Source organism: Nesterenkonia sphaerica (assembly GCF_005771565.1).
Classification (GTDB): Bacteria; Actinomycetota; Actinomycetes; order Actinomycetales; family Micrococcaceae; genus Nesterenkonia; species Nesterenkonia sphaerica.
In genome coordinates this window covers 17,067-31,032 of sequence record NZ_VAWA01000009.1, presented here as the reverse complement: position 1 = coordinate 31,032, position 13,966 = coordinate 17,067, and the positions used below count along the sequence as shown (strand labels likewise).

The window sequence follows — 13,966 nt, the reverse complement described above, 5'->3', positions numbered from 1 at the left end:
CAGGACGGCTCAAGGGTCGGCCGGGGACGCCGACGTGAGATAGAACACTTGTTCGAATTCGGGGTCGGGCTTACACTTGAGCCCGTGCCTGAAACCCGAGCCGAAGCCACTGAGATTGTTGTCCAAGGGGCACGCGAGCACAACCTGAAGAATGTCGGGGTTGAGCTGCCCCGCAACTCATTCATCGTCTTCACCGGGCTCTCCGGCTCCGGGAAATCGTCGCTGGCGTTCGACACCATTTTCGCCGAGGGACAGCGCCGCTATGTGGAATCACTCTCTGCCTATGCTCGGCAGTTCCTGGGGCGCGTCGACAAGCCCGACATCGACTTCATTGAGGGGCTCTCCCCGGCGGTGTCCATCGACCAGAAGTCCACCTCACGGAATCCGCGATCCACGGTGGGCACGGTCACCGAAATCCATGACTACCTGCGCCTCCTGTGGGCGCGCATCGGGGTCCCGCACTGCCCGGAGTGCGGAGAGAAGATTGACCGGCAGACACCGCAGCAGATCGTGGACCAGATCCTCAGCTTCCCCGAAGGCACACGCTTCCAGGTCCTCGCCCCGGTGGTGCGGGAGCGGAAAGGGGAGTTCAAAGACCTCTTTCGGGAGCTGGCGGGGGCAGGGTTCTCCCGCGCCGTGGTTGACGATGAGCTGATCCAGCTCAACGATCCGCCGCACCTGGAGAAACAGTTCAAGCACTCGGTGGACGTGGTCATCGACCGGCTCGTCATCCGGGACGGGATACGCCAGCGTCTGACGGACTCCATAGAGACGGCACTCAAACAGGCTGACGGTCGGGTGGTCATCGACCTGGTGGACCTGGACTCCACCGGGGAGCCTGCTGACCGTTCACGGGTTCCGGACGGGCTGACCGGCCCCAAGTACCGGACGTTCAGTGAAAATCTTGCGTGCCCGAATGAGCATCCGCTGCCTATCGATGAGATCGAGCCGCGCACCTTCAGCTTCAACTCTCCGTTCGGCGCCTGTGATGTCTGCTCCGGCATCGGCTCCCGACTGGAGGTGGACCCTGACCTGGTGGTGCCCGATGACTCCCTCTCCATTCGGGACGGGGCGATCGCGCCCTGGGCCATGGGGGCGGAGACCAAGAAGTACTGGGTACGCATCATTGAGGGTCTCACCGAGGAGTTGAAGTTCTCGGTCAGCACGCCCTGGAGAGACCTCACCCCGAAAGTGCAGAAGGCGCTGCTGCGCGGACGCAACTTCAAGGTCAAGGTCTCCTACCGGAACCGGTGGGGCCGGGAGCGGCGCTACACCAGCGGGTTTGAGGGTGTGCTGGCCTATATCGAGCGCAAGCACGAAGAGGTCGAGTCCGACAACGCCCGGGACCGTTACGAACAGTACATGCGGCAGATACCCTGTCCGGCGTGCTCGGGTCAGCGGCTGAATCCGGCGGTGCTTTCGGTGCTCGTGGAGGGCCGGTCCATTGCGGAAGTCGCACGGCTGCCGTTGGACGAGTGCGCCGCGTTCTTCCACGGGCTGAAGCTCTCGGCGCGCGATGCGAAGATCGCAGACCAGGTGCTCAAAGAGATCGACGCGCGGCTGCAGTTTCTGCTGGATGTGGGCCTGAACTACCTCAATTTGGAGCGGGCGGCTGGGACCCTCTCCGGCGGAGAGGCTCAGCGGATCCGGCTCGCGACGCAGATCGGCTCCGGGCTGGTGGGAGTGCTCTACGTCCTGGACGAACCGTCGATCGGCCTCCACCAGCGCGACAATGCCCGGCTCATCCAGACACTGACGCGGTTGCGTGACCTTGGCAATACGCTCATCGTCGTCGAACACGACGAGGACACGATCGAAGAGGCTGACTGGATCGTGGATATCGGTCCCGGGGCTGGCGAGCGCGGCGGCAGCATTGTCCACTCCGGATCGGTAGCGGGGCTGCGGGCCAATGAAGACTCCATCACCGGGGACTACCTCGCGGGTCGCCGGAGCATTCCAGTACCGGGTGAGCGACGGCCGGTCGACCCGCAGCGGAAGCTGCGGATAGTGGAGGCGACGGAGAACAACCTGGACAATGTCAGCGTCGACATCCCGCTGGGCCTCTTCCTTGCCGTGACCGGGGTCTCGGGCTCCGGAAAGTCCACCCTGATCAACGAGATCCTGTCGAAGGCGCTGGCCAACCGCCTCAACAAGGCACGCCAGGTGCCCGGGCGGCATCGCCGCATCGACGGCGTCGCCGATCACCTCGACAAGATCATCCAAGTCGACCAAAGCCCGATCGGACGCACGCCTCGGTCCAATCCCGCGACCTACACCGGGGTCTTCGACCACATCCGCAAACTCTTCGCCTCCACCCCAGAGGCCAAGACACGCGGGTATCAGCCGGGGCGGTTCAGCTTCAACATCAAGGGCGGACGCTGCGAGGCGTGTTCGGGTGACGGCACGCTCAAGATTGAGATGAACTTCCTCCCCGATGTCTATGTGCCCTGCGAAGTCTGCCAGGGGGCGCGTTACAACCGGGAGACCCTGGAGATCCTCTACAAGGGCAAGTCGATCGCCGACGTGTTGGACATGCCCATCGAGGTCGCCGCCGAGTTCTTCTCCGCGTTCGCCCCCATCGCACGGCACCTCAACACGCTGGTGGAGGTGGGCCTGGGCTACGTGCGGCTGGGCCAGTCCGCCACCACCCTCTCCGGAGGGGAGGCGCAGCGGGTGAAACTGGCCTCCGAGCTGCAGAAACGGTCCAATGGCCGTTCCATCTACGTGCTGGACGAACCCACCACCGGGCTGCACTTCGAGGACATCCGCAAGCTGCTCGGGGTGCTGCAGGGCCTGGTGGACAAGGGCAACACGGTGCTCACGATCGAGCACAACCTGGACGTGGTGAAATCGGCGGACTGGGTGATCGACCTTGGGCCCGAGGGTGGCTCCGGCGGCGGCAGAATCATTGCAGAAGGGGTCCCCGAGACGCTCGCTGAAGCGCATGAGGAGACCGGGTCCCACACCGGCAGGTTTCTGGCCCCGCTGCTGAGCGCTGCCCGTGTGGCCCAGCACAGTTGCTAAGCTCTCTTGCGATGAGCACCGTACCGGAAGCACCAGATTCGGCCGACGTCGTCGAAGGCCGCACCGCCGCCCAAGAGACTATCCGCAAGCTGGGCGGGGGCGTGGTGCGCCTGCTGTGCCGGCCTACTGTCACCGGATTGGAGCACGTTCCCGACGCCGGTGGGTTCATCGTCGCCTCCAACCACCTCAGCTTCTTGGACTCCGTCCTGATTCAGGGCATCTTCCCCCGCGCGGTCAGCTTCTTCGCAAAAGCCGAGTACTTCACCCAGCCCGGGCTGCGCGGCAGGGGCAAGCGGTTCTTCTTTGAGTCGTTCGGGTCGGTGCCGGTGGACCGCGACCGGCAGTCCGGGGCCGTGGAGGCGCTCTTCGGGCTGACCGGGATTATCGAAGCAGGCCACGGGGTCGGGATCTACCCCGAGGGCACCCGAAGCAGGGACGGCCGGCTTTACCGTGGCAAGAACGGAGTGGGCTGGTTGGCTTTGGCCACCGGCGCTCCGGTTATTCCAGTGGGCTTGCGCGGAACCGAGAAGCTGCAGCCGCCGGATAAGAACATGATGCGTCCGGCGAAGTTTGAGATGCGCGTGGGCGCGCCGCTGCAGTTCGAGAAGTTGGGCGAGAAGCACTCCATGAAGCCCCGGAAGGAAGCCACCAGCGCAGTCATGGATGCCATCGCCGCCCTGTCCGGGCAGGAGCGGGTGGACGCCTACAACGCTCGCCCCGCTGCGCCCGACTCGGCCTCCGGCGGCACCCCGGGAGCCGATGGCTGACCCAGCCAGCTACCGTCCCAAGACCGGTGAGATCCCCACCACGCCGGGGGTGTACCGGTTCATCGATGCCCACGGCCGGGTTGTCTACGTGGGAAAGGCCAAGAACCTCAGGTCCCGGCTGAACACCTACTTCGCCTCCGTGCATCAGCTGCACCCGAAGACGTACGCGATGGTCCATGCCGCCGCGTCAGTGGAATGGACGGTGGTGCGCTCCGAGCTCGAAGCGATCCAGCTGGAATACACCTGGATCAAGCAGCATACGCCCCGGTTCAACATCATGTACCGGGACGACAAGTCCTATCCCTACCTCGCGGTGACCATGAACGAGAAGGTCCCCCGGGTCCAGGTGCTGCGCGGCGACAAGAAGCCCGGGGTGAAGTACTTCGGCCCGTTCTACCCCGCCAAAGCCATCCGTGACACTGTGGACACCATGCTTCGGGTGTTCCCGGTCCGCTCCTGCTCCGCAGGGGTGTACAAGCGGGCCGAAGCGGCCGGACGCCCCTGTCTGCTGGGCTACATCGACAAGTGCTCCGCCCCGTGCGTGGGCAGGATCTCCGTGGAGGACCACCGGAAGCTTGCCGAGGAGTTTGTGGAGGTCATGGCCGGGCGCCCCGGACCTCACATCCGGCGGATTGAGGCGCAGATGAAGCAGGCGGTCGATGAGCTGCGGTATGAGGACGCCGCTCGGCACCGTGACGAACTCCACGCGATCCAACGGGTCTTTGAACGCAATGCGGTGGTGCTCGCCGACGAAACCGATGCTGACATTTTCGCCTTTGCCCAGGATGAGTTGGAAGCCAGCGCCCAGGTCTTCCACGTCCGCCAGGGCCGCATCCGCGGGCAGCGCGGCTGGATCTCAGAGAAGGTGGAGGAGATCGACGACGCCGGCATGGTGGAGCAGCTGGTGCTGCAGATTTACGGGGACATGGCGGACACCGAACGCATCCCGCGCGAGGTCCTGGTGCCCGCGGTCCCCGACAACCGCGCCGAACTGACCCAGTGGCTCTCCGCTCGGCGCGGAGCCGCCGTCGACCTGCGGGTGCCCCAGCGCGGGGACAAGGCCGCCCTGCTGGAAACCGTGCAGGAGAATGCGGAGCAGGCGCTGCGTCTGCATAAGGCTCGCCGGTCCAGCGACATCACCACTCGCTCAGCGGCGCTGCGCGAACTGCAGGAGCAGCTGGGTCTCACGGAACCGCTGCTGCGCATCGAGTGCTTCGACATCTCCCACACGGGCGGGACCAATGTGGTCGGCTCCATGGTGGTGTTGGAGGATGGGCTGCCTAAGAAGAAGGATTACCGGAGATTCAGCGTCCGCGGCGAGGCGGCCCGTGATGACACCTCGGCAATGTATGACGTGCTGACTCGACGGTTCAGTAAGTACCTCGAAGAATCGGCCGAGCTCGACGTCGACGATCCTGGGAAATTCGCCTACCCGCCCAGCCTGGTGGTGGTCGACGGTGGCCAGCCGCAGGTGGCAGCTGCGCACCGAGCGCTTCAGGATCTGGGGCTGGCCGAGATGCCGGTGGTCGGCCTGGCCAAGCGGCTCGAAGAGGTATGGGTCAGTGACGAGGAGTTCCCACTGGTGCTGCCGAGGACCTCTGAGGCGCTCTACATGCTGCAGCGGATCCGCGACGAGGCGCACCGGTTCGCCATCGCCTACCACCGCTCCACACGGTCGAAAAAGATGACAGCCTCAGCACTGGACGAGGTGCCGGGTCTCGGTCCCAAGCGCCGTGCCGCCGTCGTCGCCCATTTTGGCTCCGTAGCCAATATTCTGCGCGCGACCCCCGAGGAGATCGCGGAAGTTCCGGGCCTGGGCCTGGAGACAGCACAGAAGATTTTGCAGCACCTTCGCGCGGACGAGCAGGGGCAGTAGGGTGGAGACATGAGCGACCTTGCGCCGGTGAAACCGCCCGAGAGCGAACTGCTGATTCTCACCGGAATGTCTGGCGCGGGGCGCACCACCGCGGCCCACGCGCTGGAGGACATGGGCTGGTACGTGGTGGAGGGACTCCCGCCGGAGCTCATCTCCACCATGATGGACTTGGTGGCGCGCAACCCTGGCTCGGTGGAGAAGCTGGCGGTGGTGCTGGATGCGCGCAGCCGCGGACTCTACAGCTCGATGCAGGAGGGCCTGGCCCAGGTCTCTGCGGCGGGCATCAACTACCGGGTGCTGTACCTCGAAGCCAGCGACGAGCTGCTGGTCCGCCGGTTCGAACAGGGCCGGCGTCCGCACCCGCTGCAGGGGGAGGGACGCATCCCCGACGGGCTCCGCGCCGAGCGGGAGCTGCTCGCCCCCGTGAAGGACCAGGCTGACATCGTGATTGACACCACGGATCTGAACGTCCACGGCCTGGCCAACGCCATCAACGAGCTTTTCAACGATGACGGCCCGATCACCCTGCGATTGAACGTGATGAGTTTCGGCTTCAAGTACGGCGTGCCCGCTGATGCCAACTACTTGGCCGATGTCAGGTTCATCCCCAATCCGCATTGGGTGCCAGAGCTGCGCCCGCTGACGGGACAGAGCGCGCGGGTCCGGGACTACGTGCTGGAGAACGAGGGCGCCGGAGAATTCGTCGACCGCTATGTGGAAGCGCTCAAACCGGTCCTGGACGGGTACCGACGCGAAAACAAGCACTACGCGACCCTTGCGGTGGGCTGCACGGGCGGCAAGCACCGCTCTGTGGCGATCAGTGAGGAGCTGGCCCGTCGGCTGGCTCAGTTGCCGAACGTCACCGTCAACGTTGTTCACCGCGATCTCGGCCGCGAGTAACTGGCGGGAGACCCACCGTGAACCATATGACCGGCCCCGTGCCGACAGTCAGCTCGCAGCTGATGGCCCCTCCCACGAGCCGGAGGACCTTCCGGGTCACAGCGCTGGGCGGGGGTCACGGCCTCTCGGCCACGCTGAAAGCTCTGCGCATAGTCGGAGCTGAGCACCTCACCGCGATTTGTACCGTGGCGGACGACGGCGGTTCCTCAGGCAGGCTGCGGCATGACATGGATGTGCTGCCCCCTGGAGACCTGCGCATGGCGCTGACCGCCCTCTGTGACGACACCGACTGGGGCCGGACATGGGCCGATGTGATGCAGCACCGCTTCAGGTCCAAGGCGGGGATCACCGGCAGCCTCGACGACCACGCCATGGGCAACCTGCTGATCGTGGCGCTGTGGGAGCTGCTGGGCGACCCGGTCGACGGCCTTCGCTGGGCCGGAGCGCTGCTGGGAGCGCGCGGTCAGGTGCTGCCGATGTCCCGCACCCCGCTGGCGCTGTCAGGGATGGTGCACCCCAAGGACGGGGGAGAACCGGTCCGTATGAGCTCCCAAGCTGAACTCGCGCGTGCCGGCAGTCTCGGCAGGCTGACCGACCTGCAGCTGGACCCGCAGGATGCCGAACCGTGCATGGAGGCAGTGACCTCCATCGAGCTGGCCGACTGGGTGGTCTTCGGGCCCGGGTCCTGGTACACCTCTGTACTTCCCCACCTGCTGCTGGACGGGCTGCGCATCGCACTGGGTGAGACGGAGGCCAGACGGTGCATTGTGATGAACCTCAAGCCGGACACTGCTGAGACGCCCGGGATGACTCCGGCTGATCACCTCAAGGTGATTGCCGAGTACGCCCCGGGGATGCGCGTGGACTCTGTGATCGCGGATCCCCGCGCGATCGCGGAGACGGAGCAGGCAGACTTCGAGCAGGCGGCGGCCCAGTTGGGTGCTTCGATCACGTACGGGGAGGTCCGGCGAGAAACCCAGCAGGACGTGCATGATCCGCTGCGTCTGGCCATCTCCTTCAGCGAGGTGTTCCACGCCTGAGATACTATTGCGCACGCTCCAGCGCACCAGCCGAACCGAACCACACATGAGGATCAGATACCAATGGCGCTGACCGAATCGGTCAAGAACGAACTCTCCCGGGTGGAGGTCTTCACCACCGCTCAGCGCAAGGCTGAGATCTCCGCCATGCTCCGCTTCTCCGGCGGGTTGCACGTGATCTCGCGCCGGATCGTCATTGAAGCGGAGCTGGACCATGCGCACACCGCGCGGCGGCTCCGGGCCGGGCTGGGCGAAGTCTTCGGGCACGGCTGCGAAATCATTGTGGTCTCCGGCAATGGGCTCAAGCGGGGCTCCCGGTATGTGGTGCGGGTGGTCCGCGACGGTGACGCGCTTGCGCGTCAGACCGGCCTGCTGGACGGACGGGGGCGACCGGTGCGGGGGCTGCCAGCGGTGGTGGTCAACGGCTCGGTGGACGATGCGGTGGCCGCTTGGCGAGGCGCCTTCCTCGCCCACGGCTCGCTCACCGAACCGGGGCGGTCCTGCTCCCTGGAAGTCACCTGCCCCGGATCCGAGGCCGCCCTGGCCCTGGTGGGTGCGGCGCGCCGGATGGACATCCTCGCCAAGGCCCGGGAGGTCCGCAATGCAGATCGCGTGGTGATCAGAGACGCGGAGTCCATCGCCAAGCTGCTCACCGCCATGGGTGCGCACAAGACCCTGGAAGTGTGGGAGGAGCGCCGGCAGCGGCGGGAGCACCGCGCCTCCGCCAATCGGCTGGCCAACTTCGACGACGCCAACCTCCGCAGGTCCGCCCAGGCGGCAGTCGCTGCCGGAGCCCGCGTGGAGCGAGCCCTGGAGATCCTGGGCGAGGACGTCCCCGAACACCTGGCCTATGCGGGCAAGCTGCGCCTGCAGCACAAACAGGCCTCACTGGACGAACTGGGCCGGCTGGCGGAGCCAGCCATGACCAAGGACGCTATCGCCGGGCGAATCCGTCGGCTGCTGGCCATGGCGGACAAACTCGCAGAAGACAAGGGCATTCCCGGCACCGAGGCTCACGTCACCGACGAGATGCTCGACAGCTGAGCGGCACCTGGACGCCAGCTGGAGGCGTTCCTCCATCGGTGAACAGAGCCTGTCACACGGCTTCACCCTCTTCATCGCAGCTCCCCGGCGGCATAGGATGAATCTGCAGCGAGGCAGCGACCTCGGAACCCCCGTCACAAGGAGGAACGCATGGCTGAGTACACCCTTCCTGAGCTCGACTACGACTACGGTGCCCTGGAGCCGCACATCTCCGGCCGCATCATGGAGCTTCACCACTCGAAGCACCACAACACCTACGTAGGCGGTGCAAACACCGCTCTGGAGAAGCTGGCCGAGGCTCGCGACAAGGGCGACTACGCCACCACCCCCAAGCTGCTCAAGGACCTGCAGTTCAACCTCGGCGGGCACACCAACCACTCCATCTTCTGGAAAAACATGACGCCCAACGGCCAGGGGCGCCCTGAAGGTGACCTGGCGGCTGCCATCGATGAGTATTTCGGAGGATTTGAGAAGTTCCAGGAGCAGTTCACGCAGGCGGCGCTGACCATCCAGGGCTCGGGGTGGGCGCTGCTGGCCTATGAGCCAATGGGCGGCAACCTGGTCATCGAGCAGTTCTACGACCAGCAGAACGGCATCCCCGTGGCCACGACGCCGCTGCTGATGCTGGACATGTGGGAGCACGCCTTCTACTTGGACTACCAGAATGTGAAGCCTGACTACGTCAAGGCATGGTGGAACGTCGTCAACTGGGACGACGTCGCCTCCCGCCTGGCCGCCGCACGCGCCGGAGCAGGCAAACTCGTCACGCCGTAGTCGCAAGAATGTGACGAAGACGACGCCGCGGCGTCGCGCCTATGACACAATAGGCTGAAGAAAACTGAACACGTTCTGCAGCTACACCTGAGAACAACGAAGTTGTTGGGGGTCAGCGGCGCCGGAAACACACCGGCGCAGCTGATCCCCAACCTGTTTCTCGGCACGTTTAACCGTGTGGGTTAATGCAGAAAACCTCAAGCCGGAAACGGAAGGACACACTATGGCGACTAAGATCGCAATCAACGGATTCGGACGCATCGGACGCAATGTGCTGCGGGTGCTGCAAGACCAAGGATCCGATCTGGAGCTCGTTGCGATCAACGACCTCACTGACCCGTCCACGCTGGTCAACCTCACCAAGTATGACTCCATTCTGGGCCGCTTCCCGCAGGAGGTGACCCTTTCCGGCGACACCCTCGTGATCGGGTCCCGCCGCATCAAGCTGCTTTCCGAGCGGGACCCGGCTCAACTGCCGTGGGGGGAGCTGGGCATCGACATCGTGATTGAGAGCACCGGATTCTTCGCCACAAAGGCGGCAGCCAGCAAGCATATTGACGCCGGCGCCAAGAAGGTCATCATCTCCGCCCCCGGTGATGGTGTGGACGGCACCTTTGTGCCCGGCATCAACGAGGACACTTACGATGCGGAGAACCACACCGTGATCTCCAACGCTTCCTGCACCACCAACTGCCTGGCACCGCTGGTGAAGGTGCTCAATGACGAGTTCGGCATCGTCGAGGGCCTGATGACCACGGTCCATGCCTACACCGGTGACCAGCGCCTGCACGACGCACCGCACCGTGACCCCAGGCGCGCCCGCGCTGCGGCGAACAATATGGTCCCCACCTCCACTGGTGCCGCTGCAGCCATCGGCGCGGTGATCCCGGAGGTCGACGGCAAGCTGGACGGCTTCGCTGTCCGCGTCCCGGTCATCACCGGCTCGGGCACGGACCTCACCGTCACCGTCGCCAAGGAGGGGGTCACCGCTCAGGAGGTCAACGCCGCCTTCAAGCGCGCGGCAGAAGGCCCGATGGCCGGCGCGCTCGCCTATAACGAGGACCCCATCGTCTCCTCCGACATCATCGGCGACCCCCACGCCTCCATCTTCGATGCGCCGCTGACGAAGGTCATCGGGCGCACCGTCAAGGTGTTCTCCTGGTACGACAATGAGTACGGCTACTCCTCACGGTTGGTGCGCCTGACCGAGCACGTTGCCAGTAAACTCTGAAAACAGCGGACCGGGACCCCGGTTCAGCGCGACGTGATGGGAAGGGACACCGCGCCAGCTATGACTGCTTCGACTCTTGATGACCTGCTCAGGCAGGGTGTCTCCGGGCGCACCGTACTGGTCCGCTCCGACCTCAATGTGCCCCTCATCCAAGGTGAGGTCGGCGACGACGGCCGGATTCGCGCCTCCCTGCCGGTCCTGGAGAAGCTCGCCGCGGCCGGGGCGAAGGTGCTGGTCACCGCTCACCTGGGCAGGCCCAAGGGTGAACCGCATCCGGAGTTCTCGCTCGCTCCGGTGGCGGCGCGGATGAAAGAGCTCGCGCGCGCCTCTGTGACCCACGCCGAGGACCTGGTGGGTCCGCGGGCACACGCTGCGGTCGCCTCCCTGGAGGCCGGGGAGATCCTGCTGTTGGAGAACGTACGGTTCGACGCGCGCGAAACCTCCAAGGACGACGCCGCACGCGCCGAGCTTGCCACGGAACTGGCCGCCCTGGTGGGGGAGGGCGGGGCCTTCGTCAATGACGCCTTCGGGGCGGTGCACCGCAAGCACGCCTCGGTCTATGACATTGCGCAAAAGCTTCCCGCCTACCAGGGAGACCTGGTGGCCACCGAGCTGGAGGTGCTGACCCGGCTCACCCGCTCCCCAAAGCGGCCCTACACCGTGGTGCTGGGCGGGTCCAAAGTCTCAGACAAGATCGCGGTGATCGAGAACCTCATTCCCAAAGCCGACAGCCTCATCATCGGCGGCGGCATGGTCTTCACTCTCGCGAAGGCCCTGATGGGGTACCGGATTGGGAAGTCCCTGGTCGAGACGGACCTGCTGAACGATAAGTCTGTCACCGGACTGATGAAGTTGGCCGAACAGCACGGGACCAAGCTGATCTTCCCCACTGATATCGTCATGGCCTCGAAGTTCGCCGAGGATGCGGAGCATGAGGTGTTGCCCCTGGAAGCACTGGAATCTGGTGCCCACGGGGCTGAGGCTCTCGGTCTCGACATCGGACCGGAGTCCGCGGCGCTGTTCGCTGCCGAGATTTCCCGGTCCGAGACCGTGTTCTGGAACGGGCCGATGGGCGTGTTCGAGATGGATGCCTTCGCCCACGGCACAGCCGCGGTGGCCCGGGCGCTGACCGAGACTCGCGGGTTCACCGTGGTGGGCGGCGGGGACTCGGCGGCCGCGGTGCGGGCACTGGGCTTTGACGAGTCCCGGTTCGGTCACATCTCCACCGGAGGCGGCGCCTCGCTGGAGTATCTTGAGGGGAAGAACCTGCCAGGAATCGACGCATTAGGAGCAGCATGACCACCACACGGGACGGGGCGTATGTCCGCCGGCCGCTGATCGCCGGCAACTGGAAGATGAACATGGACCATATTCAGGCCATCGCCCTGGTGCAGAAGCTGGCCTGGACCCTCGACGACGCCGGCCACGACTACGGCCGCGTCGAAGTCTCGGTGTTTCCGCCGTTCACCGATCTCCGAAGTGTGCAGACCCTGGTCGCCGGGGACAAGCTCTCCCTGACGTACGGCGCGCAAGATCTCTCCGCGCAAGACTCCGGTGCCTACACCGGGGACATCCCAGGGGGCTTCCTCGCCAAGCTGGGCTGCACCCAGGTGCTCATCGGGCACTCCGAACGCCGTGAGATTCACCACGAAAATGATGAGCTGATCCATGCGAAGATCGAGGCTGCTCTGCGCCACCAGCTGAGCCCGCTGCTGTGTGTGGGTGAAGGACTTCAGGTGCGCGAGGCGGGTGACCACGTGCGGCACACGCTGGCTCAGGTGGAGGCAGCGCTGCAGGGCTTCACTGCGGAGCAGCTGAGTGAACTGGTCATCGCCTACGAACCCGTCTGGGCGATCGGCACTGGCAAGACCGCCGGCCCCGAGGACGCCCAGGAACTGGCGCAGGCTATTCGCAGCAAGCTCGCCGAGCTCTATACAGCAGAGTTCGCCGACTCGGTCCGAGTCCTCTACGGCGGATCTGTGAAGTCCAGCAACGTGGCTGCGATCCTGGAAGGTGCCGACGTCGACGGCGCACTGGTCGGCGGGGCCTCACTTGATGCCGAGGAGTTCGCCAAGATCGCCCAGTTCGAAAAGCACATCACCGCTTAGCCGGCTGCAGCCGCCCTGCTAGGCTGGTAGCTGCGCAATTTCTGCTGAACGTCCACGAAAGGCCGCATGTGACCGCAATGACCGTCGGGCTTCAGGTCGCCCTCTTGGTGATCAGCCTGCTCCTGATTCTGCTGATCCTGCTGCACAAGGGCCGCGGGGGCGGCATGTCTGACATGTTCGGCGGCGGGATCACCTCCTCATTGGGTTCCTCTGGTGTCGCTGAACGGAACCTGACGCGGCTGACGATCGTGCTGGGCATCGTGTGGGGTCTGATCATCGTCACCCTGGCGCTGCTGATTCAGACCACCGGTTCCTGGTAGCGCAGCGGTTAATACCCAGCCGCCGCGCTGGGCAAGAACTCAGACGCGCGGCAGCTGCTCGGCGGCGGCGCGGTCCACGTGCCAGACCGTTTCCTGTGCTCCGCGGGCATTGGCGGCCGGGACCTCTGAGACGTCGGGCTCGGCAGCCAGCGCCCGGGCGGCCGCCTCAGCCTTGTCTGCTCCGGTGACCGCTGTCCATACCCGCTGCGCGGTGTGAATGCCATCGAACGTTAGTGTCACGCGCAGCGGCGGGCCCAGCTGCTGTGGGGCGTCCTCCTCGCCCACGGTGGTCTGACCGACCACCGTCAAGGAGTCCTTGCCGGGAAAGAGACTGTTGATGTGCCCGTCTGGACCCACCCCCAGCAGCATGACATCAAAGGCGGGCATATTGAGTGGTCCGTGTGGGCCCGGGATCCCGCCTTCGGGGGCGAAGCTCTCCAGCTGCTGGGCGTACATCTCCGCCCCGGCAGCCGGGTGGGCGGCGTCCTCGGAGGTCGGCATGGGGTGGATGTTCTCCTCCGGCAGGCCGTGTTCGTCGACCAGAGCGTCCAGTAAAGCCTGCCTGGCCTGAGTCTCATTGCGCTCAGCATCATCCCGGGGGAGCAGCCTCTCGTCGCCCCACCAGAAGTGCACTGCCGACCAATCGGGAACTGTGGTGCTGTGCTCCAGGAGGTCTTTGACCGCGGTGAGCACCGCGATTCCTGCCCCGCCGCCGGTCAGGGACACGTGTGCGGCGGGCTGGCTGACCAGTGCCTCGCTCAGCACAGTGAGGAGCTTGCTGGCGATGGCCTCGGTGACCGCGGGCCGGTCCGCGTAGACTTCAATCTGTGGCTCTGCGGTGTGCGTATTGATGCTGATCTCCATAACACCCATCCCTTATCC

At 65.3% G+C, this 13,966-nt stretch carries 12 protein-coding genes; 11 read left to right on the top strand and 1 reads right to left on the bottom strand.

The genetic code is table 11. The annotated features are described in order from the left end of the window. The first annotated feature begins 84 nt into the window (after positions 1-84). From uvrA to secG, 11 genes are all read left to right on the top strand, one after another. Entirely contained in the window at positions 85-3,024 is a 2,940-nt protein-coding gene (gene uvrA, locus FEF27_RS08285) for an excinuclease ABC subunit UvrA (RefSeq protein ID WP_243729160.1), read from the top strand. Positions 3,025-3,035: 11 nt separating this feature from the next. Then, entirely contained in the window at positions 3,036-3,791 is a 756-nt protein-coding gene (locus tag FEF27_RS08280; protein WP_138170389.1) for a lysophospholipid acyltransferase family protein, read from the top strand. After that, positions 3,784-5,667: an excinuclease ABC subunit UvrC gene (uvrC, locus tag FEF27_RS08275; RefSeq protein WP_138170388.1), complete on the top strand. Its 1,884-nt coding sequence runs from the start codon at positions 3,784-3,786 to the stop codon at positions 5,665-5,667. The genes FEF27_RS08280 and uvrC overlap by 8 nt, the downstream gene beginning before the upstream one ends. A 9-nt stretch (positions 5,668-5,676) precedes the next feature. Continuing rightward, positions 5,677-6,567: an RNase adapter RapZ gene (gene rapZ, locus FEF27_RS08270; RefSeq protein ID WP_138170387.1), complete on the top strand. Its 891-nt coding sequence runs from the start codon at positions 5,677-5,679 to the stop codon at positions 6,565-6,567. 26 nt (positions 6,568-6,593) lie between these two features. Then, positions 6,594-7,607 (top strand): gluconeogenesis factor YvcK family protein, encoded by a 1,014-nt coding sequence (locus FEF27_RS08265; RefSeq protein ID WP_138170455.1) that lies wholly within the window; start codon positions 6,594-6,596, stop codon positions 7,605-7,607. Positions 7,608-7,670: 63 nt separating this feature from the next. Next, positions 7,671-8,651, top strand: coding sequence for a DNA-binding protein WhiA (gene whiA, locus FEF27_RS08260; RefSeq protein ID WP_138170386.1), 981 nt, complete (start codon positions 7,671-7,673; stop codon positions 8,649-8,651). Between the two features lie 150 nt (positions 8,652-8,801). Further along, the gene (locus tag FEF27_RS08255) at positions 8,802-9,425 is read left to right on the top strand and encodes a superoxide dismutase (protein WP_138170385.1); all 624 of its coding nucleotides are present in this window, start codon (positions 8,802-8,804) and stop codon (positions 9,423-9,425) included. Positions 9,426-9,648: 223 nt separating this feature from the next. Further along, on the top strand, positions 9,649-10,656 hold the full coding sequence (gene gap / locus FEF27_RS08250; RefSeq protein WP_138170384.1) for a type I glyceraldehyde-3-phosphate dehydrogenase: 1,008 nt from the start codon (positions 9,649-9,651) through the stop codon (positions 10,654-10,656). A gap of 60 nt (positions 10,657-10,716) precedes the next feature. Beyond that, positions 10,717-11,955, top strand: a complete 1,239-nt coding sequence (locus FEF27_RS08245; RefSeq protein WP_138170383.1) for a phosphoglycerate kinase — start codon at positions 10,717-10,719, stop codon at positions 11,953-11,955. Beyond that, positions 11,952-12,764 (top strand): triose-phosphate isomerase, encoded by an 813-nt coding sequence (gene tpiA / locus FEF27_RS08240; protein WP_138170382.1) that lies wholly within the window; start codon positions 11,952-11,954, stop codon positions 12,762-12,764. Before FEF27_RS08245 ends, tpiA begins: the two co-directional genes overlap by 4 nt. A gap of 68 nt (positions 12,765-12,832) precedes the next feature. Next, positions 12,833-13,084 carry a preprotein translocase subunit SecG gene (gene secG, locus FEF27_RS08235; protein WP_138170381.1) on the top strand — a complete coding sequence of 84 codons (252 nt, stop codon included), beginning with the start codon at positions 12,833-12,835 and terminating at the stop codon, positions 13,082-13,084. 39 nt (positions 13,085-13,123) lie between these two features. Here the strand turns inward: secG and pgl are convergent, their stop codons facing one another. After that, entirely contained in the window at positions 13,124-13,957 is an 834-nt protein-coding gene (gene pgl / locus FEF27_RS08230; protein WP_243729159.1) for a 6-phosphogluconolactonase, read from the bottom strand. Positions 13,958-13,966 lie beyond the last annotated feature (9 nt).